The organism is Burkholderia sp. PU8-34 (assembly GCF_053427725.1).
The window spans coordinates 527,833-551,219 of record NZ_JBSAXC010000003.1; the positions used below are offsets into that span (position 1 = coordinate 527,833).

Sequence of the window (23,387 nt, forward strand, 5' to 3'; positions counted from 1 at the left end):
CCAGGGAGGAGAAGCGACGAAAGAAAAAAGGGAGGAGGGCGAGCGGAAGCGCTCTGAGGCTTAATGCGTCTTGTAGACGTTTTTTGATTCTAGCATACGCCGATTCGCGCTTGAGCGGCCGATCGGCGGCTTTGCGGCGGACGTGTTGCCGGTTGACAACACGTCCGCGAACTTGCCGGAGTGGTCCCGGATTACAGGTGGCTGTCCAGGAACGCGGTGAGTTGCGACTTCGACAGCGCGCCGACCTTCTGCGCAGCTGCGGCGCCGTTCTTGAACAGGATCAGCGTCGGGATGCCGCGCACGCCGAACTTCGCGGGCGTTGCCTGGTTGTCATCGACGTTGATCTTCGCGATCTGCAGCTTGTCGCCGTAATCCTTCGCGACTTCGTCGAGGATCGGGGCGATCATCTTGCACGGGCCGCACCATTCGGCCCAGAAATCGACGAGCACGGGCTTGTCGGATTTGACGACGTCCTGTTCGAACGATGCGTCGCTGATGTGTTTGATCTGTTCGCTCATTTGGTCAATACCTCTTTCGGTTCGGGGACTGCCTGCTTGGCGCCTTGCGACGCGCCGGCCACCCGGCGGGCTGCCGGCCGCTGCGGCAGGTAGCTCCGCTCTCCGGAAAAGAAGGGCGTAAGCGCTGCGTACCGCGGCTCGCGGGTCATTCGGGCGTCATATTAGCCTAAATTGCTATCTGCTGCGGGCGGCGATAGTAGCCGCTATGCAAGTAGGGGTACGACGCGCCGACGACCGTTGCGCCATGCAGATGGAGGCCGGCCCGCAAAATACAAGAGGGCGGGCCCGCCGGCAATCGCGTGTGCTGCTGTCCGCACATTCGTGCGAATAAACGGTCGCATTCGGCAGCAAGCGGTGATAGAATGCGACGTGACGGGCCTCCTCGCATGGTGGGCCGGTGAACCTGGTCAGGTCGGGAACGAAGCAGCCACAGCCGTTTTCCGCCAGTGCCGAGGGTCGGGCTCGTCACCTTCCTTCTCGCCCCGTTCGCCGGGCGTTTTTTATTTCTCCTTCATTCGCGTCCACTCTCGCGTTCGCTCGTTTCCGCATCCGTGTTCCGTACCGTTTCGCGTGTCGGCGCGACGCAGCGTTGCTGATACAATTTCCCGATGACCTATCAAGTTCTCGCACGCAAGTGGCGTCCGAAGGATTTCGCTTCGCTCGTCGGCCAGGAGCACGTCGTCAGGGCGCTCACGCACGCGCTCGACGGCGGGCGTCTGCATCACGCCTATCTGTTCACCGGAACCCGCGGCGTCGGCAAGACGACGCTGTCGCGGATCTTCGCGAAGGCACTCAACTGTGAAACCGGCGTCACGTCGCAGCCGTGCGGCGTGTGCCGCGCATGCCGCGAGATCGACGAAGGCCGCTTCGTCGACTACGTCGAAATGGATGCCGCGAGCAACCGCGGCGTCGACGAAATGGCCGCGCTGCTCGAGCGCGCGGTATACGCGCCCGTCGATGCGCGCTTCAAGGTCTACATGATCGACGAAGTGCACATGCTGACGAACCACGCGTTCAACGCGATGCTGAAGACGCTCGAAGAGCCGCCGCCGCACGTCAAGTTCATTCTCGCGACGACCGATCCGCAGAAGATCCCGGTCACGGTGCTGTCGCGCTGCCTGCAGTTCAACCTGAAGCAGATGCCTGCCGGGCACATCGTGTCGCACCTCGAGCGCATTCTCGGCGAAGAGAAGATCACGTTCGAGCCGCAGGCGCTGCGCCTGCTCGCGCGTGCCGCGCAAGGCAGCATGCGCGACGCGCTGTCGCTGACCGACCAGGCGATCGCCTATTCGGCGAACGAGGTGACGGAGTCGGCCGTGTCCGGGATGCTCGGCGCGCTCGACCAGACCTACATGGTGCGCCTGCTCGACGCGCTCGCGGCCGGCGACGGCACCGAAGTCCTCGCGATCGCCGACGAGATGTCGCTGCGCAGCCTGTCGTTCTCGACCGCGCTGCAGGATCTCGCGAGCCTGCTGCACCGGATCGCGTGGGCGCAGTTCGCGCCGGGGTCGGTGCTCGACGAATGGCCGGAAGCGACCGACCTGCGCCGTTTCGCTGACACATTGAGTCCCGAGCAGGTGCAGCTGTTCTACCAGATCGCGACGGTCGGACGCGCGGAACTCGGCCTCGCGCCGGACGAATACGCGGGCTTCACGATGACGCTGCTGCGGATGCTGGCCTTCGAACCGGCAGCAGCCGTCGGCAGCGCGCCGGTCGGCCAGCCGTCGGCGCCGCGCGCCGTGCCGGGGCCGCGGGCCGCGATGCCGGCCGCAGCCGCGAAGCCGGCTTCGGCCGAGACGGTGCGCGCGCCTGCCGCTGTTGCCCCCGCCGTTTCAGTTGCTCCCGCACCTGTCGCACGGCCTGCTGCCGCAAGTTCGCCGCAACCGGACGACGGTGCCGGCAAGCCGCCTGCCACCGCACCGGCGGTCATGCCGGACAGCGGTAGCGGTGCGCCGCAAGCCGTTGCCGTGATCGACGCTGCCGAGGGCGGCGCACGAGCAGCCGTCGCGCCCGTTGTCGCGATGGATGACGAACCCGTGCCGCCGGCTGAACCCGCGCCGCGTACCGCGGCGGCAGAGCCCGCCGCAGCGCGTAAGGGCGGCGCTGCGGCCGCGCTCGACGTGCTGCGCAATGCCGGCATGCGCGTATCGACCGATCGCGCGCGCACGCCCGCGGCAGCGAAACCGGCGGCCCAGCCGGCCGCCGCGAAGCCTGCCGCGCCGCGTCCGGCCGTGCAGATGCCCACGCCGCGCGCCGCGGCCCGTGCACCGCAGACCGATACGCGCCAGGCGCCGCCCCCGTGGGAAGACATTCCGCCGGACGAGTACGTGCCGCTCAGCGCGGACGAGATGTTCGGCGGTCCGGCCGACGACGGTTTCGTCCCGGTGTTCGACAGCGGGCCGGACGACGTGCGCGTTGCGCCGAAGCCGGCGGAATCGCGGCCGGCCGCGCCGGTCGACGCGCGTCCGCTGCCGCCCGCGATCGCGCTCGATCCGATCGGCTTCGACGGCGAATGGCCGGCGCTCGCCGCGCGGCTGCCGCTCAAGGGCGTCGCGTACCAGCTCGCGTTCAACAGTGAGCTGACGGCCGTCGACGCGACGACGCTCAAGCTGTCCGTGCCGGTGCCGCAGTATGCGGACGCCGCGCAGGTTGCGAAACTGAAGGCCGCGCTCGCAGATGCGCTCGGCAAGCCGGTCGACGTCGCGGTCGAAGTCGGGCCGGCGCGGCGCACGGCGGCGGCGCTCGACGCGGCTGCCCGCGCGGCGCGCCAGCGCGACGCGGAGCAGGAGATCCATGCGGATCCGTTCGTCCAGCAGCTCGTGCGCGAGTTCGGCGCGCGCATCGTCGAAGGCTCGGTGCGGCCGCTGGCGGATGCGGCCGCACCGGCGGACGGCGTGCCGCCGACGCTGCATTGAACGGGCCGCGCCGCCACGCGCACAATCACGTTTACCTACACAGGCCGGCACGCGCCGCGTGCCGGTGTTCTCACGATCAAGAAGGAGCATTCCCATGTTGAAAGGCAACATCGCCGGACTGATGAAGCAAGCGCAGCAAATGCAGGAAAACATGAAGAAGATGCAGGAGCAGCTTGCGCAGATCGAGGTCGAAGGGCAGTCGGGCGCGGGCCTCGTCAAGGTGACGATGACCTGCCGCAACGAAGTGCGCCGCGTGTCGATCGACCCGAGCCTGCTCGCGGACGACAAGGACATGCTCGAGGATCTCGTCGCCGCCGCGGTCAACGATGCGGTGCGCAAGGCCGAGGCGACGTCGCAGGAAAAGATGAGTGGCATGACGGCCGGCCTGCCGCTGCCGCCGGGCTTCAAGCTGCCGTTCTGAGCGCAGCGCCCGTTTCCGCTTCCGTCGCCGTATGAAACAGCCATCCGCCTTGTCCGCCCTCGTCGAAGCGCTGCGCGTGCTGCCCGGGGTCGGCCCGAAATCCGCGCAACGCATGGCGTACCACCTGATGCAGCACGATCGGGAGGGCGCGGAGCGGCTCGGCCGGTCGCTGCTGTTCGCGACCGAGCACCTGCAGCACTGCGAGAAGTGCAACACGTTCACGGAGGCGCAGATCTGCGAGGTCTGCAGCGACACGGAGCGCGACCCGACGCTCCTGTGCGTCGTCGAGACGCCTGCCGACCAGATCATGCTCGAGCAGACGATGACCTATCGCGGGCTGTATTTCGTGCTGATGGGGCGGCTGAGCCCGCTCGACGGCATCGGCCCGAAGGAAATCCATTTCGACCGCCTGGTGCGGCGCGCGTCCGACGGCATCGTCAAGGAGGTCGTGCTCGCGACCAACTTCACGAACGAAGGCGAGGCCACCGCGCACTATCTCGGCCAGACGCTGAAGGCGCGCGGGCTCGCGGTCACGCGCCTCGCGCGCGGCGTGCCGGTCGGCGGCGAACTGGAATACGTCGACGCGGGCACGATCGCGCGCGCGATGCTCGACCGCCGCACGATGTAACTCGGCCGCCGCCATGCCGGCGACGCCGTTCCTCATGCCAGGGAGACACATGAGCACCAGCCAGGGCCCGCTCGCGGGCGTCAAAGTGCTCGAATTCGGTACGCTGATCGCGGGGCCCTTCGCGTCGCGGCTCTTTGCCGAATTCGGCGCGGAAGTCATCAAGATCGAGGATCCGAAAGGCGGCGACCCGCTGCGCAAGTGGCGCAAGCTGCATCCGGAATCGGGCGGCACGTCACTGTGGTGGTCCGTCCAGGCGCGCAACAAGAAATCCGTCACGCTGAACCTGAAATCGGACGCCGGCAAGGCGATCGCGCGCCAGCTCGCGCGCGAGGCCGACATCGTGATCGAGAATTTCCGCCCGGGCCTGCTCGAAAAGCTCGGGCTCGGCTACGACGTGCTGTCGGCCGACAATCCGGGCCTCGTGATGGTGCGCCTGTCTGGCTACGGGCAGACGGGCCCGTATCGCGACCGGCCCGGCTTCGGCGCGATCGCCGAGTCGATGGGCGGGCTGCGCCACATCACCGGCTATCCGGAGCTGCCGCCGCCGCGCATCGGCATCTCGATCGGCGATTCGATCGCCGCGCTGCATGGCGTGATCGGCGCGATGATGGCGCTGCATCACCGCAACGTGAACGGCGGCGCGGGGCAGGTGGTCGACGTCGCGCTGTATGAAGCCGTGTTCAACATGATGGAAAGCGTCGTGCCGGAGTACGGCGTGTACGGGATGGTGCGCGAGCGTACCGGTGCGTCGCTGCCCGGCATCGTGCCGTCGAACACCTATGCGTGCCGCGACGGCAGCATCGTGATCGGCGGCAACAGCGACCCGATCTTCAAGCGGCTGATGAAGGCGATCGAACGCGACGACCTCGCCGACGATCCGGCGCTTGCGCACAACGACGGACGCGTGCCGCGCACGCGGGAAATCGACGACGCGATTGCCGCATGGCTCGCGCCGCGCACGATCGACGCCGCGCTCGAGGTGCTCAATGCGGCGGACGTGCCTGCCGGGCGCATCTACAGCGTGGCCGACATGTTCACCGATCCGCAGTTCGTCGCGCGGCAGATGATCCAGCGCTTCAAGCTCGCCGACGGCACCGAGATTCCGCTGCCGAACATCACGCCGAAACTGTCCGGCACGCCGGGCGACACGCGCTGGCTCGGCCCGGAACTCGGCGAGCATACCGACGAAGTGCTGCACGGCCTCGGCTACGACGCGCAGGCGATCGCGGCGCTGCGCGACGCGGGCGCGATCTGACCGGAAAAGGCCGCCGCACGCCGCCACGTTGCGCGGCGGCGCACGGCGCGCGAGTGCACGTTCCGGCACGCCGGACTGTCGCTCTCGCGCCATCTTTCCTCGGTTACAATCGCCGGATGCGAATCCTACTCAGCAACGACGACGGCTATCTCGCCCCCGGTCTCGCGGCGCTTCACGACGCGCTGCAGCCGCTGGCCGAGCTCACGGTGACGGCGCCCGAGCAGAATTGCAGCGCCGCATCGAATTCACTGACCCTGTCGCGACCGCTGTCGGTCCAGCGCTCCGCGAGTACGGGTTTCTTCTATGTGAACGGCACGCCGACCGATTCCGTGCACATCGCGCTGACCGGCATGCTCGACGCAAAGCCGGATCTCGTCGTATCGGGGATCAACAACGGCCAGAACATGGGCGAGGACACGCTCTATTCAGGGACAGTTGCGGCGGCGACCGAAGGCATCATGTTCGGCGTGCCCGCGATCGCGTTCTCGCTGGTCGACAAGGACTGGGCGCATCTCGCCGATGCGGCGCGCGTCGCCGCCGAGATCGTGCAGCACTATCTCGCGCATCCGTTGCCCGGCCAGCCGTTGCTGAACGTCAATATTCCGAACCTGCCGTATGACGCGTTGAAAGGCTGGAAGGTCACGCGCCTCGGCAAGCGTCATCCGTCGCAACCGGTGATCCGCCAGACCAACCCGCGCGGCGAGCCGATCTACTGGATCGGGCCTGCGGGTGCAGCGCTCGATGCGAGCGAAGGCACCGATTTTCATGCGGTCGCAAACGGTTTCGTGTCGATCACGCCACTGCAACTCGATCTCACGCACACGCAAATGCTGTCCGCGACGCACGACTGGGCGCGCGCCGGAGGGCGCGCTTCATGAGCGGCCAGCGCGCGAAGCGGTTCCCGCTCGCGCTCGAGGACCTCAAGCGAGCGCCGCGCAAGACCGAAGGACGGGCAGGCGAGCGCCACGCGGCAGGCGACAGCGCCCGCCAGCGTGGGTCCACCGGTGCGCCGGCGAACGCGCAGGACAGCCGGCCGTCGCGCGGCGGCGCGGCAGTACTCGCCGCGACCGCGGACAAGCCGGGCGCGTCGAGGTCGCCCGCGCCGACGCCGCTCGTGCCGAAGCCGGTCGCCTCGAAACCGGTCGTGTCGAAACCGGTTGCGTCGACGCCGGCTGTGTCGACGCCGGTCGTGTCGAAGCCGGCCGCAGGCGCGCCCAAGTCCGCTGCGCCGAAGCCCGCCGCTGCGCCGAACATCGCGCTCGCGGGAACCTTCGCGCTGACGTCGGAACGCGTGCGCGAGCGGATGGTCGAACGACTGCGCGCGAACGGCGTGACCGACGCGCGCGTGCTGGAGGCAATGGCCGCGGTGCCGCGCCACATGTTCGTGGATCCCGGGCTCGCGACGCAGGCCTACGAAGATTCCGCGTTGCCGATCGGCCACCAGCAGACGATTTCGAAGCCGTCGGTCGTCGCACGCATGATCGAGCTTGCGATGGCCGGCCGGACCCTCGAGCGCGTCCTGGAAATCGGCACGGGCTGCGGCTACCAGGCCGCCGTGCTGAGCCACGTGGCGCGCGACGTGTATTCGATTGAACGCATCAAGCCGCTCTACGAGCGCGCGAAGCTGAACCTGCGGCCGCTGCGCGTGCCGAACATCCGTCTGCATTACGGCGACGGGCGCGTGGGCTTGCCGTCAGCGGCGCCGTTCGACGCGATCGTGATTGCCGCGGCGGGGCTGGACGTGCCGCAAGCGCTGCTCGAGCAGCTGACGATCGGCGGACGTCTCGTCGCGCCGGTCGGCGCGCAGAGCGGACAGCATCAGGTGCTCACGCTCGTCGAGCGCGTCGCGCACGCGCAATGGCGAGAGTCGCGGCTTGATCGCGTTTTCTTTGTCCCTTTAAAATCCGGAGTGATTTGAAACCGATGAGTATGTTGCGCGCGATGCAAAACAACCGTTCCAAGGAACCGCTCACGCTCGCCCAGCGCGCGATCTGTGTGGCTGCGTTCACCACGCTACTGGCCGCCTGTGCAACGCGGCTCGACAACGCGCCCGTCGTCGACCGCTCCGGTTCGCTTGGCACGACGGGCACCGCGGCGCCCGCGGTGCCGCTCGGCCCGCCGCCTCCGGGTTATTACCGTGTGAAGCCGGGCGACACGCTGTACCGGATCGCCCTCGAGAACGGGCAGAACTACCGCGACATCGCCGCGTGGAACAATCTGGCGAATCCGAATCAGATCGAGGTCGATCAACTGCTGCGCGTCGCGCCGCCGGGCGGCGCGGCAGTCGCCGGTGCGCCGGCCACCGCGCCCGTGATGGGCGGCGCAGTCGCGACCGCGCCGCTCAGCAGCGGCCCGGCCACGCCGGCTGGCGCGTCGACCGGCACGCCGCCGGCTGCCGCGGCAGCATCGAGCGACACGACGGCGGCGCCGAGCGGCCCCGTGACGTTCGCGTGGCCCGCGCGCGGCCCCGTGCTGAACAGTTTCGACGACGCGAAGAACAAGGGCGTCAACATCGGCGGCACTGCCGGCGAGTCCGTGAAGGCAGCCGCGGACGGCCGTGTCGTCTACGCGGGCAATGGGCTGCGCGGCTACGGCAACCTCATTATCATCAAACACGATGCAACTTACCTCACGGCATATGCACACAATCGCGCTTTGATGGTAAAAGAGGGGGACGCGGTGACGAAGGGGCAGAAGATCGCCGAGATGGGTAATAGCGATGCCGACCGCGTGATGCTGCATTTCGAGGTTCGCCGTCAGGGTAAACCTGTCGATCCGCTGAAGTACTTGCCGCCTCAATAACCGAGACGAACATGCCGAAATCGAAGCGCCACGATCCGCAAGCCGAGTCTGAGAAAGTCAGTCGCGCCACGCAGGTGGAGCGGGCTGGCGCTTCGACCGACGACGAAGATGACGCCGCGGACAACGAACGCGAATTCGAGGCGCGCGACGCCGAATCGGATGGCGACGACGAGCGCGAAGGCAATGCGGCCGCGGCGCCCGATCTCGACGATTTTCGGGCCTTGCTGCAGGCGGAGCTGACCGCCGACACGATCCAGCATTACCTGAACCGCATCAGCGTGAAGCCGCTCCTGACCGTCGAGGAAGAGCAGCGCTATTCCCGCCTGGCGAAGGCCGGCGAATTCGAGGCGCGGCAGGTGATGATCGAGCGCAATCTGCGGCTCGTCGTCAGCATCGCGAAGGGCTACCTGAATCGCGGTGTGCCGCTGCTCGACCTGATCGAGGAAGGCAACCTCGGCCTGATGCACGCGATCGAGAAGTTCGATCCGACTCGCGGCTTCCGCTTCTCGACCTACGCGACGTGGTGGATCCGGCAGAGCATCGAGCGGGCGATCATGAACCAGGCCCGCACGGTGCGCCTGCCGGTGCACGTGATCCGCGAACTGAACCAGGTGCTGCGCGCGAAGCGCCACCTCGAAAAGAACTCGATGTCGACGGGCGAGGCGGCCGAGCGCCGCGAAGCCAGCATCGACGACATCGCCTACCTCACCGGCAAGACCGCCGAGGAAGTCACCGACATCCTCGCGCTCAACGAACACACCGCGTCGCTCGACGCGCCGCTCGATCTCGACCCTGCGAGCAGTCTGCTCGACCTGCTGCCGGACGACCAGAGCCAGTCGCCGGACGCCGAAGTGCAGCACCGCGAGCTCGAGACGCTGACGCGCGCGTGGCTGTCGCGTCTGTCCGACAAGCACCGTCACGTGATCGAGCGCCGCTTCGGCCTGAACCACATCGAGCCCGCAACGCTCGAGGAACTCGCCGACGAGATGGGATTGACGCGCGAGCGCGTGCGGCAGATCCAGCAGGAAGCACTGGTGCGCCTCAAGCGGTTCTTCGCCTCCAATGGCGTTCGCAAGGACGCCGTCCTGTAACTGATGACTCCGATTCTGGTTTTTGACATCGAGACGATTCCCGATGTCGACGGCATTCGCCGTCTCGAAGATTTGCCTGCGACGCTCGACGATGCCGCGGTGGCCGAGCATGCGTTCGCCGCGCGCCGCGAGAAGACGGGCAGCGATTTCCTGCCGCACCACCTGCAGCGCGTCGCGGCGATCTCGTGCGTGTTTCGCGACAACAACGGCTTTCGCGTGCGCTCGCTCGGTACGCCGCAGGACGACGAAGCGGCGCTGATCCAGTCGTTCTACCGCGTGATCGAGAAGTACACGCCGCAGCTCGTGTCGTGGAACGGCGGCGGCTTCGACCTGCCGGTGCTCCATTACCGCGCGCTCGTGCACGGAATCACCGCGACCCGCTACTGGGATCTCGGCGAGGACGACCGCGATTTCAAGTGGAACAACTATATCTCGCGCTATCACTCGCGGCACACCGACCTGATGGACGTGCTCGCGATGTACCAGGCGCGCGCGAACGCGCCGCTCGACGCGCTCGCGAAGCTGTGCGGGTTTCCCGGCAAGCTCGGGATGGACGGCGGCCAGGTCTGGACGGCGTTCCGGGACGGGCGGATCGAGGAGATCCGCAATTACTGCGAAACCGACGTCGTCAACACGTACCTGCTCTATTGCCGGTTCCTGCTGATGCGCGGCGGCCTGACGCCGAGCGAATACGCGGACGAGATCCTGCTCGTCAAGAACGCGCTCGCGCAGGAGCCCGCGCCGCACTGGGCCGAGTATCTGGCCGCATTCGACGCATGACGCCGTTCAAGCCGGTCAATCCAGTTCGAGGATGATCGGCTGGTGATCGGACGCGCGCGTGTTGCCGTCGATCTCGCATCGCGTGACGCGTGGCAGCAGCGTGTCGGTGACGAACACGAAATCGCACGCGAGCGGCCCTTCGGACCATTGAACGGTGTCGTACACGCCGGCTGTCGGCGGCGGCGCGAGCCCCGGATGGCGCGCCGTCCACGCGTCGGCGAAGCCCGGTGCGTCGTCGATCGGTTCGATGAGGCGCCGATAGGCGTCGCTGTCGTACACGCTGTTGAAATCGCCGCAGACGATCGCATCGCGCGGCTGAGCGGTGCCGCTGAACGGGCCGTTCTGATTCTCGGCCCGAGCAGGGTGATCGGCATGCGCGCAAGCTTCGCGATGCCGGTCGCGCAGTGCGTCGACCTGCGCGCGCCGCTGCCGCGCGGAATAATATTCAAGATGGGTGGTCGTCACGCGCAGTGGGCCGGACGCGGTCGCCAGTTCGACCTCGAGCGCGACACGCGGCATCGACGGTGCGGCATCGTCCGCCGGCCACGGCAGCAATTGGCGCATCACGCGTCCGACCGGCAGGCGGGTGGCGATGGCATTGCCGAACTGGCGGCGCGGTGCGCCGGGCGCGGCGGGCGGCAAGTCGGCGCCGATCGCCTCGAAAATCGTGTACCCGGGCAGCAGCGCGGCGAGTTCCGCGAACTGGTCGGGGCCAGGGTGGCCGGCCAGCGCGCCGAATCCGCGCGTGACTTCCTGCAGGCACAGCACGTCGAAGTCGCCGAGCTGGCGCGCGGCGGCGATCGTGCGGGGGAGGTCGACGACGCCATCCGCGTCCCGACCCCATTGGATGTTCCAGTCGATCAGTCGCATGGTCGATTCTCCAGTGCCGATCGGAGCCGGCGTTTTAGCGCTTGCCCCGATCCCATGCAAAGCTTGACCCGAGTTGGTGCTTCAGTGCGTGCTCGGGTCCCGTGCTTCGCGGTCGACCCGAGTGAGCGCTTCGGCGCTCGGTCGGGTGTCATGCAGAGCCGGCGAGGCGGTCCATCGTCTACAATCTCGCCTTCTTCAACGTTTGTCAGGAAAAGCTGGTGTCTGAAGCCGCCCCCACTTCTGCGCGCAAGTTGAAAAGCGTGCCCGCCGCGCCCGATAGCGCCCCGGTTCTCGAGATCGAATCGCTCGACATGGAAGCGCGCGGTGTCGGCCGCGTGACGACCGAGGACGGCGAACCGGGCAAGGTCATCTTCGTCGAGGGCGCGCTGCCCGGCGAACGCGTGACCTATTCGAGCTACCGCCGCAAGCCGAGCTACGAGCAGGCGACGGTTGTCGACATTCTGCGCCCGAGCGTGATGCGCACGCAGCCGAAATGCAAGTTCTTCGGCACCTGCGGCGGCTGCTCGATGCAGCATCTCGACATGCGCGCGCAGGTGGCGATCAAGCAGCGCGTGCTCGAGGACAACCTGTGGCATCTCGCGAAGCTGCGCGCGGAGACGGTGTTCTCGCCGATCCACGGCCCGTCGTGGGGCTATCGCTACCGCGCGCGCCTCACGGTGCGCAACGTCGTGAAGAAGGGCGGCGTGCTGGTCGGATTCCACGAGAAGAAGAGCAGCTACGTGGCCGACATGACGAGCTGCGAGGTGCTGCCGCCGCACGTGTCGGCGATGCTCGTGCCGCTGCGCCGGCTGGTCGAGGGGCTGTCGATCCGCGACCGCATGCCGCAGATCGAGCTCGCGGTCGGCTCGCAGGTCACGGCGCTCGTGCTGCGCGTGCTGGAGCCGATCAATGCGGACGACGAAGCGCTGCTGCGCGCGTTCGCGGACGAGCACAACGTGCAGTTCTGGCTGCAGCCGAAGGGCCCGGACACGGTGACGCCGTTCTACCCGCTCGACGTGCCGCTCGACTACACGCTGCCCGAGTTCGGCATCCGCATGCCGTTCAAGCCGACCGACTTCACGCAGGTGAACCACCAGATCAATCGGGTGCTGGTCGGCCGCGCGCTGCGCCTGCTCGCGCCGACGCGCGACGATCGCGTGCTCGACCTGTTTTGCGGGATCGGCAATTTCACGCTGCCGCTTGCGCGTCTTGCGCGCGAGGTGATGGGCATCGAGGGCAGCGAGACGCTCACGACGCGCGCGCTCGCGAATGCGCGCGAGAACGGCGTCGACGGCCACACGACGTTCGCATGCCGGAACCTGTTCGAAGTGACGGCTGACGACATCCGTGCGCTCGGTGCGTTCGACAAGTTCCTGATCGATCCGCCGCGCGAGGGCGCGCTCGCGGTATCGAAGGCGCTGGCGGACATCGCGCAGAGCGGCGAAGGGCCGCTGCCGCGCCGGATCGTCTACGTGTCGTGCAACCCGTCGACGCTCGCGCGCGATGCGGGCCTGCTCGTGCACGAGGCCGGCTACCGGCTGAAGGGCGCGGGCGTCGTCAACATGTTCCCGCATACGTCGCACGTCGAATCGATCGCGCTGTTCGAGCGCGACTGATCGCGCGGGCGGCGGGCATGAAAAAACCGGCCCGAGGGCCGGTTTTTTTGCAGCGAAGGAAACGTCAGTTGCGGTTGCCGCCGAAGATGCCGAGCAGCGCGAGCAGGTTCGTGAACACGTTGTACAGGTCGAGGTAGATCGCGAGCGTCGCGGTGATGTAGTTCGTCTCGCCGCCATTCACGACGCGCTGGACGTCGAACAGCATGTATGCGGAGAAGATCGCGATCGCGAGCACCGACACGGTCAGCATCAGCGCGGGCAGTTGCAGGAAGATGTTCGCGACGGATGCCAGCAGGATCACGATCACGCCCATGAACAGCCACTTGCCGAGCCCGGAGAAATCGCGCTTGCTGACGGTGGCGATCGTCGCCATCGCGGCGAAGATGATGCCGGTGCCGCCGAACGCGAGCATGATCAGCGACGGGCCGTTCGAGAAACCGAGGATGAAGCTGAGCAGGCGCGACAGCATCAGGCCCATGAAGAACGTGAAGCCGAGCAGCACGAACACGCCGGCAGCGCTGTTCTTCGTGCGCTCGATCGCGAACATGAAGCCGAACGCGATCGCGAAGAACGCGAGGAGGCTCATCGTCGGGCTGGTGGCCGCGAACAGCGAGAAGCCGGTCGCGACGCCGACCCACGCGCCCAGCACCGTCGGCACCATCGATAGCGCGAGCAGCCAGTAGGTGTTCCGCAGCACGCGATTGCGAACCTCGACGGTGCTGACGGTGCCGCCGCGGCCGAAATTGTACGAGTCGTTCATGGTTTCTCCTAACATTGAACGCGTGGGCGTCCGGGGCCGGCCTGGCGCGCGCGGTGTGCGGCGCAGCAAACCGGTACAGCTATGGCTAAGATACGTTCCGCGCCGGGAGGTTTCAATGGCCGGCCGGTGCAAAACATATGGATTTGGAACCTTTCACGCGTGTAAGGGTTCAATCGCAATGATACACGGGATCGTGCTACAATAGCGGATTCATTTGGAAGTGTAACTTCTTAATTTTTTGGAGTTTTTATGGCAATCGAACGCACCCTGTCGATCATCAAGCCGGATGCGGTGGCAAAGAACGTGATCGGCCAGATCTACAGCCGTTTCGAAGGCGCCGGCCTGAAGGTCATCGCAGCGCGCATGGCGCACCTGTCGCGCGCTGACGCAGAGAAGTTCTATGCCGTCCACGCAGAGCGTCCGTTCTTCAAGGACCTCGTCGAGTTCATGATCTCGGGCCCGGTGATGATCCAGGTTCTGGAAGGCGAAGGCGCGATCCTGAAGAACCGCGACCTGATGGGTGCGACGGATCCGAAGAAGGCGGAAAAGGGCACGATCCGCGCCGACTTCGCGGACAGCATCGACGCGAACGCCGTGCACGGCTCGGACGCAGCGGAAACGGCTGCGGTCGAAGTCGCGTTCTTCTTCCCGGAAATGAACGTTTACTCGCGTTAAGCCCTGGCTGACAGCAGGTAGGCAGGATTCAGCGCACGCGGCAAGGCAGCAAATCATGACGAGCGAAACTTCCGTCAATCTTCTCGACTTCGACGCCGAGGGCCTTGTCGCGTACTGCGGCAGCCTCGGCGAGAAGCCGTTCCGCGCCAAGCAGTTGCAGCGCTGGATCCACCAATACAACGCCGGCGATTTCGACGGCATGACCGATCTCGCGAAGTCCCTGAGGGAAAAGCTCAAGGGCCGCGCGACGATCGCGATGCCGGATATCGCCAGCGATCACGTTTCCGCCGACGGCACGCGCAAGTGGCTGATCGACGTCGGAAACGGCAATGCGGTCGAAACCGTGTTCATCCCGGAGGAGACGCGCGGCACGCTGTGCGTGTCGTCGCAAGCCGGGTGCGCGGTCAACTGCCGCTTCTGCTCGACGGGCAAGCAGGGCTTCTCCCGCAACCTGTCGACCGGTGAAATCATCGGCCAGCTCCGGATGGCCGAATTTGCATTGCGTGCGTCGCTCGGCCGCGCGCCCGGCCCGAACGGCAAGGCCGAACGGGTGATCACCAACGTGGTGATGATGGGCATGGGCGAGCCGCTTCTGAACTACAGCGCGGTCGTGCCCGCGATGCGGCTGATGCTCGACGACAACGCGTACGGCCTGTCGCGCCGCCGCGTCACGCTGTCGACGTCCGGCGTGGTGCCGATGATGGACCGCCTCGGCGCCGAACTGCCGGTCGCGCTGGCCGTGTCGCTGCATGCGCCGAACGATGCGCTCCGCGACGAGCTGGTGCCGCTCAACAAGAAGCATCCGCTTCGCGAGCTGATGGCCGCGTGCCAGCGCTATTTGAAAGTCGCGCCGCGCGACTTCATCACGTTCGAATACTGCATGCTCGACGGCGTCAACGACACCGAGGCGCATGCGCGCGAACTGCTCGCGGTCACGCGAGACGTCCCGTGCAAGTTCAATCTGATCCCGTTCAATCCGTTTCCCGAGTCGGGGCTCATTCGTTCCAAGCCGGAACAGATCAAGCGCTTCGCGCAGGTACTCATCGACGCAGGCGTCGTCACGACGGTGCGCAAGACGCGCGGCGACGACATCGACGCCGCGTGCGGCCAGCTGGCCGGTGCCGTGAAGGATCGTACGCGCCTCGCGGAACGGACGGGGGCGGCAGGGAAAATTATCGAGGTCCGGGCGGTATAACGGGGATACCCGGCGGGGATGCCCGGGCTTTTTGGCGGTACAACACGCGAATAGCGATCGGACGCGGCGCCAGGTGCGCCGCGCATGGTATGGACGGCGCGCGGGCGCCGCGCCGGCAGGAGCCGGCGGCGCCCGCCAGTGAAGAAGAATCGACGCGAGGACAAGGATGAGTGAGCCGCAGCCGTCAAACGGTGCAGAGACGAACGCCGGCAAGCCGGCAACGGCCGGATTGGAGTCGCTCGCGGCCGTCGGGAGCCGGTTGGCGCAGCTTCGGGAAGCGAGGGGCTGGACTGTCGATGACGTGTCGGCGCGGCTCAAGGTCGCACCGCCGAAGCTGCGGGCGCTCGAGGCGGGCGATATCAGCCATCTGCCCGGCGTGACGTTCGCGCTCGGCGTCGTGCGCAGTTACGCGAAGATGCTCGGCGTCGATCCGGAGCCGTTTGCGCAGGCGCTGCGCCGCGAACGCGTCGTGCCGGAAGTGGATCTGTCGATGCCGGCGGCGTCGGGCACGGATCTGCCGCGCGGGCGCGTGTCGATTCCGCTCGGTGGCTCGTCGCGCCATCGCCCGTGGATGTGGGGGACGGCTGCCGCCGTCGTCGCGGTGATCGCCGCGGCGATGTGGCACACTGGCGGCGATTCGTCGAACTGGCTAGCACGCTTCAAGGGCGGCGACGCGCAAGGTGCTTCCGCTGTGCGGGCGCCGGTGGCGGCAGCGTCGTCCACCGGTGAAGCGAGTGCGGCCGGCGCATCTGTGGTTGCGGCCAATCAGGTTTCGGCCCCGGCGGCGGCGTCGGGTGCGACGTCCGGTGTCGTCGCGGCAGTGCCGCAAACGGTGGCGTCGGCTGCACCGGCGCCGGCAGCGCCGGTGTCGCAGCCCGTTGCGGTTGCGCCGGCGGCGAGCACGGTGGCGGCGGCCGCAAGCGCGGCAGTGGCCGCACCGGCGAGCGTCGTGGTCGCGGCAGGCCAGTCGGTCGTCGAACTGAAGGTCAAGCAGGACAGCTGGTTCAGCGTGCGCGACAAGAGCGGCAAGGAGCTGTTCTCGGCGCTGGTGCGTGCCGGCGACGCGAAGCAGGTTGCGGGCGAAGGCCCGCTCAAGGTCACGATCGGCAACAAGGCGGGCCTCGACACGATCGCTTTCGACGGCAAACCCGTCGATCCGGCAAAATATTCGGCAGCGCGGGGGAACGTGGCGCGGTTCACGTTGCCCTGACAGTACGAGTAAGCGCCGTGGCTAAGCGGGCACGGCGCTTTTTCAATTCATGTTCCGCATTGCGGTGCATTCCGCGTAAATGGATCTATCGATGCAATCCGAAGCTCAATCCCCACGCAGCAGCCAGATTTGTTCAACCGAGCCGGTGTTCGGCGGGCATGCGCCGCGTCGCGTGTCGCATGCGGTGAATGTCCGTTGGGGCGGGCAGCTCGTGACGATCGGCGGCAACTCGCCGGTGCGCGTGCAGTCGATGACGAATACCGATACCGCGGACGCGATCGGCACGGCGATCCAGATCAAGGAACTCGCGAACGCGGGCTCCGAGCTGGTGCGCATCACGGTCAACACGCCCGAGGCTGCGGCCGCGGTGCCGGCGATCCGCGAGCAGCTCGACCGGATGGGTGTGACGGTGCCGCTCGTCGGCGATTTCCATTACAACGGCCACCTGCTGCTGCGTGACTATCCCGGTTGCGCGGAAGCTCTGTCGAAGTACCGGATCAACCCCGGCAACGTCGGCCAGGGTGCGAAGCGCGATACGCAGTTCGCGCAGATGATCGAAGCGGCGATCAAGTACGACAAGCCGGTGCGGATCGGCGTGAACTGGGGCAGCCTCGACCAGGACCTGCTCGCCCGCATGATGGACGAGAACGGCTCGCGCACGGAACCGTGGGACGCGCAGAGCGTGATGTACGAAGCGCTGATCCAGTCGGCGATCGGCTCGGCCGAGCGCGCGGTCGAGCTGGGCCTCGGTCGCGACCGCATCGTGCTGTCGTGCAAGGTCAGCGGCGTGCAGGACCTGATCGCCGTGTACCGCGAACTCGCGCGCCGCTGCGGCTTCGCGCTGCACCTCGGGCTGACCGAGGCGGGCATGGGCTCGAAGGGCATTGTCGCCTCGACGGCGGCGCTCGGCGTGCTGCTGCAGGAAGGCATCGGCGACACGATTCGCATCTCGCTGACGCCGGAGCCGGGCGCGCCGCGCACGGGTGAAGTGGTCGTCGGCCAGGAAATCCTGCAGACGATGGGCATGCGCTCGTTCGCGCCGATGGTGATTGCATGCCCGGGCTGCGGCCGCACGACGAGCACGCTGTTCCAGGAACTCGCGATGCAGATCCAGACCTACCTGCGCGAGCAGATGCCGGTCTGGCGCAAGACCTATCCGGGCGTCGAGACGATGAACGTCGCGGTGATGGGCTGCATCGTCAACGGTCCGGGCGAATCGAAGCACGCGAACATCGGCATCAGCCTGCCGGGTTCGGGCGAGAACCCGGCCGCGCCCGTCTTCATCGATGGCGTGAAGGCCAAGACGCTGCGCGGCGAACGCATCGCGGAAGAATTCCAGCAGATCGTCAGCGATTACGTCGAACGCACCTACGGCCGCGCTGCGGCACTGAACTAATCCGTCAACACACACGATGACTGAACAAAAACGCAAGATCGAGAAGCTCGCGGGCGTCAAGGGCATGAACGACATCCTCCCGCAGGATGCCGGCCTGTGGGAATTCTTCGAAGCCACCGTGAAGTCGCTGCTGCGCGCCTACGGTTACCAGAACATCCGCACGCCGATCGTCGAGCACACGCAACTCTTCACGCGCGGCATCGGCGAAGTCACGGACATCGTCGAGAAGGAGATGTACAGCTTCACCGACGCGCTGAACGGCGAGCACCTGACGATGCGCCCGGAGAACACCGCGGCCGTCGTGCGCGCGGCGATCGAGCACAACATGCTGTACGACGGCCCGAAGCGCCTGTGGTACATCGGGCCGATGTTCCGTCACGAGCGTCCGCAGCGCGGCCGCTACCGCCAGTTCCACCAGGTCGGCGTCGAGGCGCTCGGCTTCGCGGGCCCGGACGCGGATGCGGAAATCATCATGATGTGCCAGCGCCTGTGGGACGACCTCGGCCTGACCGGCATCAAGCTCGAGATCAACTCGCTGGGTCTCGCCGAGGAGCGCGCGGCGCACCGCGTCGAGCTGATCAAGTATCTCGAGCAGCACGTCGACGCGCTGGACGCCGATGCGCAGCGCCGCCTGTATACGAACCCGCTGCGCGTGCTCGACACGAAGAACCCGGCGCTGCAGGAAATCGTGCAGAACGCGCCGAAGCTGATCGACTTCCTCGGCGACGAATCGCGCGCGCACTTCGACGGGCTGCAGCGCCTGCTGAAGGCGAACAACATTCCGTTCACGATCAACCCGCGTCTCGTGCGCGGCCTCGATTACTACAACCTGACCGTGTTCGAGTGGGTCACCGACAAGCTCGGCGCGCAGGGCACGGTGGCGGCCGGCGGCCGCTACGATCCGCTGATCGAGCAACTCGGCGGCAAGCCGACCGCCGCGTGCGGCTGGGCGATGGGCATCGAGCGGATTCTCGAGCTGCTGAAGGAAGAGGCGCTCGTGCCGGAGCAGGACGGCGTCGATGTCTACATCGTGCACCAGGGTGAAGCCGCGCGCGAGCAGGCGTTCATCGCGGCCGAGCGTCTGCGCGACACGGGTCTCGACGTGATCTTCCATTGCAGCGCCGACGGCGCGCCGGCGAGCTTCAAGTCGCAGATGAAGCGTGCCGATGCGAGCGGCGCCGCGTTCGCGGTGATCTTCGGCGAAGAGGAGATCGCGAACGGCACGGTGGGCGTGAAAGCGCTGCGCGGCACGGGCGAAGATGGGGAAAAGAACGTTCAGCAGACCGTACCGGTCGAAAGCTTGACCGAATTCCTAATCAATGCGATGGTTGCATCCGCCGAAGACGGCGACGACTGATCGCGCCGGCGTTCGCTCGACAACAAAGGCCTGAACAGGAAGGAATCGCTCGCCGATGAGTTACCACGACGAACAAGAATCGATTGAAAGCCTCAAGGCGTGGTGGGCCCGCTGGGGCAACCTCACCACATGGATCGTCCTCGCGGCGCTGGTCGTCGCGGCCGGTTTCAACGGCTGGAATTTCTGGCAACGTCGCCAGGCCGCGCAGGCGTCCGGGCTGTACGAGCAGGTGCAGAAGGCCGCCGCGGCCAACGACAAGACGACGATGGCCCGCGCCGCCGCCGACATGGAAGACAAGTACGGCGGCACGCCGTATGCGCAGATGACGGCGCTTGCGGCCGCGAAGGTGCTGTACGCCGCGGGCGACACCGCCGGTGCGAAGGCGCAGCTGCAATGGGCCGCTGATCACGCGAAGGACGACGAGTACAAGCAGATCGCGAAGCTGCGCCTCGCGTCGCTGCTGCTCGACGAGAAGGCGTACGACGCGGGGCTCGCGCTGTTGTCGGGCACGCCGGTCGACGCGTTCAAGGGCCTCGTGGCCGATCGCCGCGGCGATCTGCTCGCGGCACAAGGCAAGGGCGACGACGCGCGCAGCGCGTACAAGCTCGCGCTCGACAGCCTGCCGAAGGAAGACCAGTCGGCGCGCCAGCTCGTGCAGTTCAAGCTGGACGCGCTCGGCGGCTGAGTGCCGGCCCCCTCAACCTCTTAACTTTGCTTCGCTAACCGATGAATTTGCTGAAACGTTACGCTGTGCCCGTTGCCTGCGCGGCGGCCGTGCTGGCATTGGCGGCCTGCTCGTCAACGAAGGACGCGCGTCGCGTGCCGACGCCGCTCACCGAGTTCAAATCCGTCCTCGACGTGCAACAGGTCTGGAAGGCGAGCGTCGGCAAGGGCGGGCGCTACCTGTTCTCGCCGGTGGCGGTGGGTGATGCCGTGTATGCGGCCGGCGCGAACGGCTCGGTCGAGAAGATCGACGCGAAGACTGGCCAGACGCTCTGGCGTACCAAGCTCGATTCGGACCTGTCGGCCGGTGTCGGCAGCGACGGCAACCTGACCGCGGTCGGCGCGCTGAAGGGCGGCGTGTTCGTGCTCGGCCAGGACGGCAAGCTGCTGTGGAAGACGTCCGTGCAGGGCGAGATTTTCTCGCCGCCGCTCGTCGGCAACGGTCTCGTGGTCGTTCGCACGATCGACGGCCAGGTGATCGCGTTCGATGCACAGACGGGCGAACAGAAGTGGAACTACCGCAACCGCGCGGTGCCGCTCAACCTGCGCGTGTCGGCGGGCATGACGTTCGCGGGCGACGCCGCGGTGCTGGCGGGCTTCCCGGGCGGCGGCCTCGTCGCGATCAACGTGCAGACGGGCGAGCCGTACTGGCAGACGCCCGTGTCGTTCCCGAAGGGCGTGACGGAAGTCGAGCGCATCAACGACGTCAGCGGTCCGCCGACGCTCGTCGGCGCGCAAACCTGCGCGGTGACGTTCCAGGGCCAGCTCGGCTGCTTCGACGCGAACTCGGGCCGCCCGCTGTGGGAGAAGTCGTTCTCGAGCCGCAGCGGCCTCGCGCAGGACGATTCGGTCGTCGCGGGCGGCGACGACTGGTCGGTCGTGACGGCATACGATGCGGCGAGCGGCAACCCGCTCTGGCGCAACGAGAAGCTGAAGAGCCGTGACGTAGGCGTCCCGTACCTGCTCGGCCATGCGGTCGTGATGGGCGACTACCAGGGTTACGTGCACTTCCTGTCGCGGGAAGACGGCACGTTCATCGCGCGCATGAAGACCGACGGCAGCCGGATTACGGCGGCGCCGGTTCTCGCGGGCAACACGCTCGTCGTGCAGACGAACGACGGCGGCCTGTACGGCTTCCGTCCGCGCTGACGCGCAACGACGCGCGGGTGGCGGCGCGGGCAGGTCCCGCATGCCGCGCCCGTGCGTGAAACGAAGGCGGCCGGTGTCCCCGGCCGCTCGGTATTTGAAAGGCAGTTCGAAACGAAAGCATGACGGCGCGCGGTGCGCGCCTGGCGCGCGCATCCGGCGCGGCGCGAATTCGTGATATTTTCATTCAGCGCAGCCGCCCGCAGCAGCGGGCTTCCCGCTGCTGCGCCTCACCGTAGACTACACAGATGAAACCGGTCATTGCCCTCGTTGGGCGCCCCAATGTGGGGAAATCCACGCTGTTCAATCGGCTCACGCGCTCGCGCGATGCGCTGGTGGCCGACTTGCCGGGCCTGACGCGCGATCGCCATTACGGCGAAGGGCGCGTCGGCGAGCGGCCGTATCTCGTCGTCGACACGGGCGGCTTCGAGCCGGTCGCGAAGGACGGCATCCTGCACGAGATGGCGCGCCAGACGCGGCAGGCGGTCGAGGAGGCCGACGTCGTCGTGTTCATCGTCGACGGCCGCAACGGGCTCGCGCCGCAGGACAAGTCGATCGCCGACTACCTGCGCAAGACCGGCCGGCCGATCTTCCTCGTCGTCAACAAGGCCGAGGGGATGAAGTACACGGCGGTCGCGACCGATTTCTACGAGCTCGGGCTCGGCGATCCGCGCGCGATTTCGGCCGCGCACGGCGACGGCGTCACCGACATGATCAACGAGGCGCTCGGAGTCGCCTACGCGGGCCAGCCGGAAGAAGCCGACGACGACGATCCGTCGCGCGGCATCAAGATCGCGATCGTCGGGCGGCCGAACGTCGGCAAGTCGACGCTCGTCAACGCGCTGATCGGCGAAGACCGCGTGATCGCATTCGACATGCCGGGCACGACACGCGACTCGATCTACGTCGACTTCGAGCGTAACGGCAAGAAATACACGTTGATCGATACGGCCGGCCTGCGCCGCCGCGGCAAGGTGTTCGAGGCGATCGAGAAGTTCTCGGTCGTGAAGACGCTGCAGTCGATTTCCGACGCGAACGTCGTCATTCTTCTGCTGGATGCACAGCAGGACATTTCCGACCAGGACGCGCACATCGCGGGCTTCGTCGTCGAGCAAGGCCGTGCGCTCGTGATCGGCGTCAACAAATGGGACGGGCTCGACGAGCACGCGCGAGAGCGCGCGAAAGCGGATTTGACCCGCAAGCTGAAGTTCCTCGACTTCGCGAAGTCGCACTTCATTTCCGCCGCGAAGAAGACCGGCATCGGCACGCTGATGCGCTCGGTCGACGACGCGTATGCGGCGGCGATGGCGAAGCTGCCGACGCCGAAGCTCACGCGCGCGCTGATCGACGCGGTCGAGTTCCAGCAGCCGCGCCGCCGCGGCCCGGTGCGCCCGAAGCTGCGCTACGCGCACCAGGGCGGCCAGAATCCGCCGATCATCGTGATCCACGGCAACGCGCTCGATGCCGTGACCGAAACCTACAAGCGCTACCTGGAGAACCGTTTCCGCGAAACTTTCTCCCTGACCGGGACTCCATTGCGCATAGAGTTCCGTTCGTCGAACAACCCGTACGCGGACAAGAGCTGAACGCACGCCCCGCAGGGGGTCGGCCGTATGGCCGACGCCCGGGCGGGGCAGGCAAAATCGGCTATAGTGTAGCGATTGGCGCCGGATCTCTTTTTCTTCGTCGCCAATCCAGATCAACCTGCAAAAAAAGATGGAGTACGCCATGAGCAACAAAGGGCAATTGTTACAAGACCCGTTTTTGAACGCACTGCGCAAGGAGCATGTGCCCGTTTCGATTTACCTCGTCAACGGCATCAAGCTCCAAGGGAACATCGAATCGTTCGACCAGTACGTCGTGTTGCTCCGTAATACGGTGACCCAGATGGTGTACAAGCACGCCATCTCGACGGTCGTGCCGGCGCGCCCGGTGAACTTCCACCCGGACGCGGAAGCTTCGTCCTAACCTATCGCCGCGGCCGGCATCCGGTCGCCGCGTGCGACCGATGCCAGCCGCCAAATCTTGA

22 protein-coding genes and 1 other RNA gene are annotated in these 23,387 nt (G+C 66.8%); 20 read left to right on the top strand and 3 right to left on the bottom strand.

What is annotated here, in order from left to right:
* Positions 1-191: 191 nt before the first annotated feature.
* Complete coding sequence (trxA, locus tag ACV22Z_RS10885) at positions 192-518, bottom strand: thioredoxin TrxA (protein ID WP_006402348.1); 327 nt, start codon at positions 516-518, stop codon at positions 192-194.
* A gap of 371 nt (positions 519-889) precedes the next feature.
* Here trxA and ffs point away from each other — a divergent pair.
* The 10 genes from ffs (at position 890) to ACV22Z_RS10935 (ending at position 10,410) form a co-directional block, all read left to right on the top strand.
* An RNA gene (gene ffs, locus ACV22Z_RS10890) (signal recognition particle sRNA small type) lies at positions 890-988 on the top strand.
* Between the two features lie 138 nt (positions 989-1,126).
* A complete protein-coding gene (gene dnaX / locus ACV22Z_RS10895; RefSeq protein ID WP_448076294.1) occupies positions 1,127-3,433 on the top strand; it encodes a DNA polymerase III subunit gamma/tau in 2,307 nt (768 codons plus the stop codon).
* Between the two features lie 94 nt (positions 3,434-3,527).
* The gene (locus tag ACV22Z_RS10900) at positions 3,528-3,854 is read left to right on the top strand and encodes a YbaB/EbfC family nucleoid-associated protein (protein ID WP_017332240.1); all 327 of its coding nucleotides are present in this window, start codon (positions 3,528-3,530) and stop codon (positions 3,852-3,854) included.
* Positions 3,855-3,885: 31 nt separating this feature from the next.
* Positions 3,886-4,482: a recombination mediator RecR gene (recR, locus tag ACV22Z_RS10905; protein WP_010092235.1), complete on the top strand. Its 597-nt coding sequence runs from the start codon at positions 3,886-3,888 to the stop codon at positions 4,480-4,482.
* Positions 4,483-4,531: 49 nt separating this feature from the next.
* Positions 4,532-5,737, top strand: coding sequence for a CaiB/BaiF CoA transferase family protein (locus tag ACV22Z_RS10910; protein WP_448076295.1), 1,206 nt, complete (start codon positions 4,532-4,534; stop codon positions 5,735-5,737).
* 116 nt (positions 5,738-5,853) lie between these two features.
* Positions 5,854-6,615: a 5'/3'-nucleotidase SurE gene (surE, locus tag ACV22Z_RS10915; protein ID WP_448076296.1), complete on the top strand. Its 762-nt coding sequence runs from the start codon at positions 5,854-5,856 to the stop codon at positions 6,613-6,615.
* The gene (locus ACV22Z_RS10920) at positions 6,612-7,655 is read left to right on the top strand and encodes a protein-L-isoaspartate(D-aspartate) O-methyltransferase (RefSeq protein ID WP_448076297.1); all 1,044 of its coding nucleotides are present in this window, start codon (positions 6,612-6,614) and stop codon (positions 7,653-7,655) included. Before surE ends, ACV22Z_RS10920 begins: the two co-directional genes overlap by 4 nt.
* 5 nt (positions 7,656-7,660) lie before the next feature.
* Entirely contained in the window at positions 7,661-8,539 is an 879-nt protein-coding gene (locus ACV22Z_RS10925) for a peptidoglycan DD-metalloendopeptidase family protein (RefSeq protein WP_448076298.1), read from the top strand.
* 11 nt (positions 8,540-8,550) lie between these two features.
* Positions 8,551-9,630 carry an RNA polymerase sigma factor RpoS gene (gene rpoS / locus ACV22Z_RS10930; RefSeq protein WP_448076299.1) on the top strand — a complete coding sequence of 360 codons (1,080 nt, stop codon included), beginning with the start codon at positions 8,551-8,553 and terminating at the stop codon, positions 9,628-9,630.
* 3 nt (positions 9,631-9,633) lie between these two features.
* The gene (locus tag ACV22Z_RS10935) at positions 9,634-10,410 is read left to right on the top strand and encodes a 3'-5' exonuclease (RefSeq protein WP_448076300.1); all 777 of its coding nucleotides are present in this window, start codon (positions 9,634-9,636) and stop codon (positions 10,408-10,410) included.
* Positions 10,411-10,425: 15 nt separating this feature from the next.
* On the opposite strand, the gene ACV22Z_RS10940 is transcribed toward ACV22Z_RS10935, so the two are convergent.
* A complete protein-coding gene (locus tag ACV22Z_RS10940; protein WP_448076301.1) occupies positions 10,426-11,280 on the bottom strand; it encodes an endonuclease/exonuclease/phosphatase family protein in 855 nt (284 codons plus the stop codon).
* A gap of 311 nt (positions 11,281-11,591) precedes the next feature.
* Between ACV22Z_RS10940 and rlmD the strand changes: the two genes are divergently transcribed.
* Positions 11,592-12,896: a 23S rRNA (uracil(1939)-C(5))-methyltransferase RlmD gene (rlmD, locus tag ACV22Z_RS10945; RefSeq protein ID WP_448076393.1), complete on the top strand. Its 1,305-nt coding sequence runs from the start codon at positions 11,592-11,594 to the stop codon at positions 12,894-12,896.
* Positions 12,897-12,960: 64 nt separating this feature from the next.
* Here rlmD and ACV22Z_RS10950 read toward each other — a convergent pair whose 3' ends face one another.
* Positions 12,961-13,656: a Bax inhibitor-1/YccA family protein gene (locus tag ACV22Z_RS10950; protein ID WP_448076302.1), complete on the bottom strand. Its 696-nt coding sequence runs from the start codon at positions 13,654-13,656 to the stop codon at positions 12,961-12,963.
* 249 nt (positions 13,657-13,905) lie between these two features.
* Between ACV22Z_RS10950 and ndk the strand changes: the two genes are divergently transcribed.
* The 9 genes from ndk (at position 13,906) to hfq (ending at position 23,326) form a co-directional block, all read left to right on the top strand.
* On the top strand, positions 13,906-14,331 hold the full coding sequence (ndk, locus tag ACV22Z_RS10955) for a nucleoside-diphosphate kinase (RefSeq protein ID WP_448076303.1): 426 nt from the start codon (positions 13,906-13,908) through the stop codon (positions 14,329-14,331).
* Between the two features lie 55 nt (positions 14,332-14,386).
* The gene (gene rlmN / locus ACV22Z_RS10960) at positions 14,387-15,526 is read left to right on the top strand and encodes a 23S rRNA (adenine(2503)-C(2))-methyltransferase RlmN (RefSeq protein ID WP_448076304.1); all 1,140 of its coding nucleotides are present in this window, start codon (positions 14,387-14,389) and stop codon (positions 15,524-15,526) included.
* 166 nt (positions 15,527-15,692) lie between these two features.
* The gene (locus ACV22Z_RS10965) at positions 15,693-16,736 is read left to right on the top strand and encodes a helix-turn-helix domain-containing protein (protein ID WP_448076305.1); all 1,044 of its coding nucleotides are present in this window, start codon (positions 15,693-15,695) and stop codon (positions 16,734-16,736) included.
* 91 nt (positions 16,737-16,827) lie between these two features.
* The gene (gene ispG, locus ACV22Z_RS10970) at positions 16,828-18,132 is read left to right on the top strand and encodes a flavodoxin-dependent (E)-4-hydroxy-3-methylbut-2-enyl-diphosphate synthase (protein ID WP_448076306.1); all 1,305 of its coding nucleotides are present in this window, start codon (positions 16,828-16,830) and stop codon (positions 18,130-18,132) included.
* 16 nt (positions 18,133-18,148) lie between these two features.
* Positions 18,149-19,489, top strand: a complete 1,341-nt coding sequence (gene hisS, locus ACV22Z_RS10975) for a histidine--tRNA ligase (protein WP_448076307.1) — start codon at positions 18,149-18,151, stop codon at positions 19,487-19,489.
* A gap of 55 nt (positions 19,490-19,544) precedes the next feature.
* On the top strand, positions 19,545-20,174 hold the full coding sequence (locus tag ACV22Z_RS10980; RefSeq protein ID WP_448076308.1) for a YfgM family protein: 630 nt from the start codon (positions 19,545-19,547) through the stop codon (positions 20,172-20,174).
* Positions 20,175-20,215: 41 nt separating this feature from the next.
* Positions 20,216-21,361, top strand: coding sequence for an outer membrane protein assembly factor BamB (gene bamB, locus ACV22Z_RS10985; RefSeq protein ID WP_448076309.1), 1,146 nt, complete (start codon positions 20,216-20,218; stop codon positions 21,359-21,361).
* A 245-nt stretch (positions 21,362-21,606) separates the two neighbouring features.
* Entirely contained in the window at positions 21,607-22,944 is a 1,338-nt protein-coding gene (gene der, locus ACV22Z_RS10990; protein WP_448076310.1) for a ribosome biogenesis GTPase Der, read from the top strand.
* Between the two features lie 142 nt (positions 22,945-23,086).
* Positions 23,087-23,326 (top strand): RNA chaperone Hfq, encoded by a 240-nt coding sequence (gene hfq, locus ACV22Z_RS10995; protein WP_006399927.1) that lies wholly within the window; start codon positions 23,087-23,089, stop codon positions 23,324-23,326.
* Positions 23,327-23,387: the final 61 nt, after the last annotated feature.

Excerpts from the sequence above, each read along its gene's own strand:
- trxA (WP_006402348.1), bottom strand. The coding sequence starts at position 518 with ATGAGCGAACAGATCAAACACATCAGCGACGCATCGTTCGAACAGGAC.
- dnaX (WP_448076294.1), top strand. The coding sequence starts at position 1,127 with ATGACCTATCAAGTTCTCGCACGCAAGTGGCGTCCGAAGGATTTCGCT.
- ACV22Z_RS10900 (WP_017332240.1), top strand. The coding sequence starts at position 3,528 with ATGTTGAAAGGCAACATCGCCGGACTGATGAAGCAAGCGCAGCAAATG.
- recR (WP_010092235.1), top strand. The coding sequence starts at position 3,886 with ATGAAACAGCCATCCGCCTTGTCCGCCCTCGTCGAAGCGCTGCGCGTG.
- ACV22Z_RS10910 (WP_448076295.1), top strand. The coding sequence starts at position 4,532 with ATGAGCACCAGCCAGGGCCCGCTCGCGGGCGTCAAAGTGCTCGAATTC.
- surE (WP_448076296.1), top strand. The coding sequence starts at position 5,854 with ATGCGAATCCTACTCAGCAACGACGACGGCTATCTCGCCCCCGGTCTC.
- ACV22Z_RS10920 (WP_448076297.1), top strand. The coding sequence starts at position 6,612 with ATGAGCGGCCAGCGCGCGAAGCGGTTCCCGCTCGCGCTCGAGGACCTC.
- ACV22Z_RS10925 (WP_448076298.1), top strand. The coding sequence starts at position 7,661 with ATGAGTATGTTGCGCGCGATGCAAAACAACCGTTCCAAGGAACCGCTC.
- rpoS (WP_448076299.1), top strand. The coding sequence starts at position 8,551 with ATGCCGAAATCGAAGCGCCACGATCCGCAAGCCGAGTCTGAGAAAGTC.
- ACV22Z_RS10935 (WP_448076300.1), top strand. The coding sequence starts at position 9,634 with ATGACTCCGATTCTGGTTTTTGACATCGAGACGATTCCCGATGTCGAC.
- ACV22Z_RS10940 (WP_448076301.1), bottom strand. The coding sequence starts at position 11,280 with ATGCGACTGATCGACTGGAACATCCAATGGGGTCGGGACGCGGATGGC.
- rlmD (WP_448076393.1), top strand. The coding sequence starts at position 11,592 with ATGGAAGCGCGCGGTGTCGGCCGCGTGACGACCGAGGACGGCGAACCG.
- ACV22Z_RS10950 (WP_448076302.1), bottom strand. The coding sequence starts at position 13,656 with ATGAACGACTCGTACAATTTCGGCCGCGGCGGCACCGTCAGCACCGTC.
- ndk (WP_448076303.1), top strand. The coding sequence starts at position 13,906 with ATGGCAATCGAACGCACCCTGTCGATCATCAAGCCGGATGCGGTGGCA.
- rlmN (WP_448076304.1), top strand. The coding sequence starts at position 14,387 with ATGACGAGCGAAACTTCCGTCAATCTTCTCGACTTCGACGCCGAGGGC.
- ACV22Z_RS10965 (WP_448076305.1), top strand. The coding sequence starts at position 15,693 with ATGAGTGAGCCGCAGCCGTCAAACGGTGCAGAGACGAACGCCGGCAAG.
- ispG (WP_448076306.1), top strand. The coding sequence starts at position 16,828 with ATGCAATCCGAAGCTCAATCCCCACGCAGCAGCCAGATTTGTTCAACC.
- hisS (WP_448076307.1), top strand. The coding sequence starts at position 18,149 with ATGACTGAACAAAAACGCAAGATCGAGAAGCTCGCGGGCGTCAAGGGC.
- ACV22Z_RS10980 (WP_448076308.1), top strand. The coding sequence starts at position 19,545 with ATGAGTTACCACGACGAACAAGAATCGATTGAAAGCCTCAAGGCGTGG.
- bamB (WP_448076309.1), top strand. The coding sequence starts at position 20,216 with ATGAATTTGCTGAAACGTTACGCTGTGCCCGTTGCCTGCGCGGCGGCC.
- der (WP_448076310.1), top strand. The coding sequence starts at position 21,607 with ATGAAACCGGTCATTGCCCTCGTTGGGCGCCCCAATGTGGGGAAATCC.
- hfq (WP_006399927.1), top strand. The coding sequence starts at position 23,087 with ATGAGCAACAAAGGGCAATTGTTACAAGACCCGTTTTTGAACGCACTG.